Origin of the sequence: Mesorhizobium sp. M7D.F.Ca.US.004.03.1.1, assembly GCF_003998635.1 — a bacterium.
Classification (GTDB): domain Bacteria; phylum Pseudomonadota; class Alphaproteobacteria; order Rhizobiales; family Rhizobiaceae; genus Mesorhizobium; species Mesorhizobium loti.
On record NZ_RZQG01001351.1, the window covers coordinates 1 to 1,151 of the forward strand.

At 62.1% G+C, this 1,151-nt stretch carries 2 protein-coding genes and 1 pseudogene; 2 read left to right on the plus strand and 1 reads right to left on the minus strand.

What is annotated here, in order from left to right; genetic code table 11:
* Positions 1–245 (plus strand): annotated as a pseudogene (locus EN935_RS36995) (hypothetical protein); the annotation flags it as partial.
* 21 nt (positions 246–266) lie between these two features.
* Positions 267–983 (plus strand): transporter substrate-binding domain-containing protein, encoded by a 717-nt coding sequence (locus tag EN935_RS37000; protein WP_127265046.1) that lies wholly within the window; start codon positions 267–269, stop codon positions 981–983.
* 14 nt (positions 984–997) lie between these two features.
* Here EN935_RS37000 and EN935_RS37005 read toward each other — a convergent pair.
* Positions 998–1,151, minus strand: a 154-nt coding sequence (locus tag EN935_RS37005; protein ID WP_127374290.1) for a cupin domain-containing protein, incomplete at its 5' end; no start/stop codon positions are given.

Sequence of the window (1,151 nt, forward strand, 5' to 3'; positions counted from 1 at the left end):
GTCCGGCACAGACCTTTATCCTCTCCAACCACAAGATCGGCTCACCGGATCGTGCGCTCAGCCTGTGCGGCTGCCTTGCCCGCGAGATGCCGACGCAGGGCATCAGCCAGGAGGGGCTCGATCTCATGGCGCAGTATTATCGCGACGAGATCTCCGACGCCGATATCGAGGCACAGGATGTCGACATCCTGGCCTTTCACGACAAGGCGTCGGAGGCCTGCCTCAGCCAGTTTCCGGCAAAATAGGACGGCGATGCTTTGCCTGACATGACCGAGTTGAAATTTGCCTTCCTGGAAGAGCCGCCATTCTGCTTCACCGGCGCATCGGGCGAGGTTTCCGGCTGCGACGTCGAGCTTGCGCGCCGCCTCGGCGACATGCTCGGATTGGCGAGCTTCAGCCCGATCGAAACCGAATTCGCTGAACTGCTGCCAGGCTTGGTCGAGGGCCGCTGGACCATGACGACCGGCCTGTTCGTCTCCGAAGAGCGCAGGCAGCTTGTCGACTTCACACGGCCGATCTGGGCATTGCAGGACGGGTTGCTGGTCGCGAAAGACAATCCGCGCGGCTTTCGCGGCTACCAATCCATCGCCGAGGACCGAAGGGCGTTGATCGGCGTCATAACCGATCAGGTTCAGCATCTTACGGCGCTGCACAACGCAATCGCGCCTGAGCAGGTCAGGATGTTTGCAACGCAGGCGGATGCGGCACACGCTGTCGCCGATGGCACGGTGCACGCCTATGCCAGCGTTGCGATGGCGCATCGAGGTTATCTGGCGCAGCGGCCCGACATGCCGCTTGGGTTTGTCGAGGTTCCTCCGATTGAAAAGCAACCGTCGGCCGGCGCCTTCGCGATCGCCAAGGGCAACAGCGCCCTGCTCCGGCGCATCGATTCCTGCCTGGGCGAATTGCTGGGCAGCGACTGGCACCGGCAGATGATGGCGCGATACGGATTTTCGGACAGCGATATCGATCGCGTCGTCTGATCCGTTCCCGATGCCTACAACTTGATTACATATTCCTTGCGGGTCGTTTCAAGCACTTCCCAGCTTCCCCTAAAGCCGGGCCTCAGCACGAAGCTGTCGCCCGCCTTGACGGTGCGCGCTTGCCCGCCGTCCTCCGCGATCACCGAAACGCCGGACAGGATGTGGCAG

What these genes read in the sequence shown, in the direction of transcription:
- EN935_RS37000 (WP_127265046.1), top strand. Translation starts at nt 267, where the DNA reads ATGACCGAGTTGAAATTTGCCTTCCTGGAAGAGCCGCCATTCTGCTTC.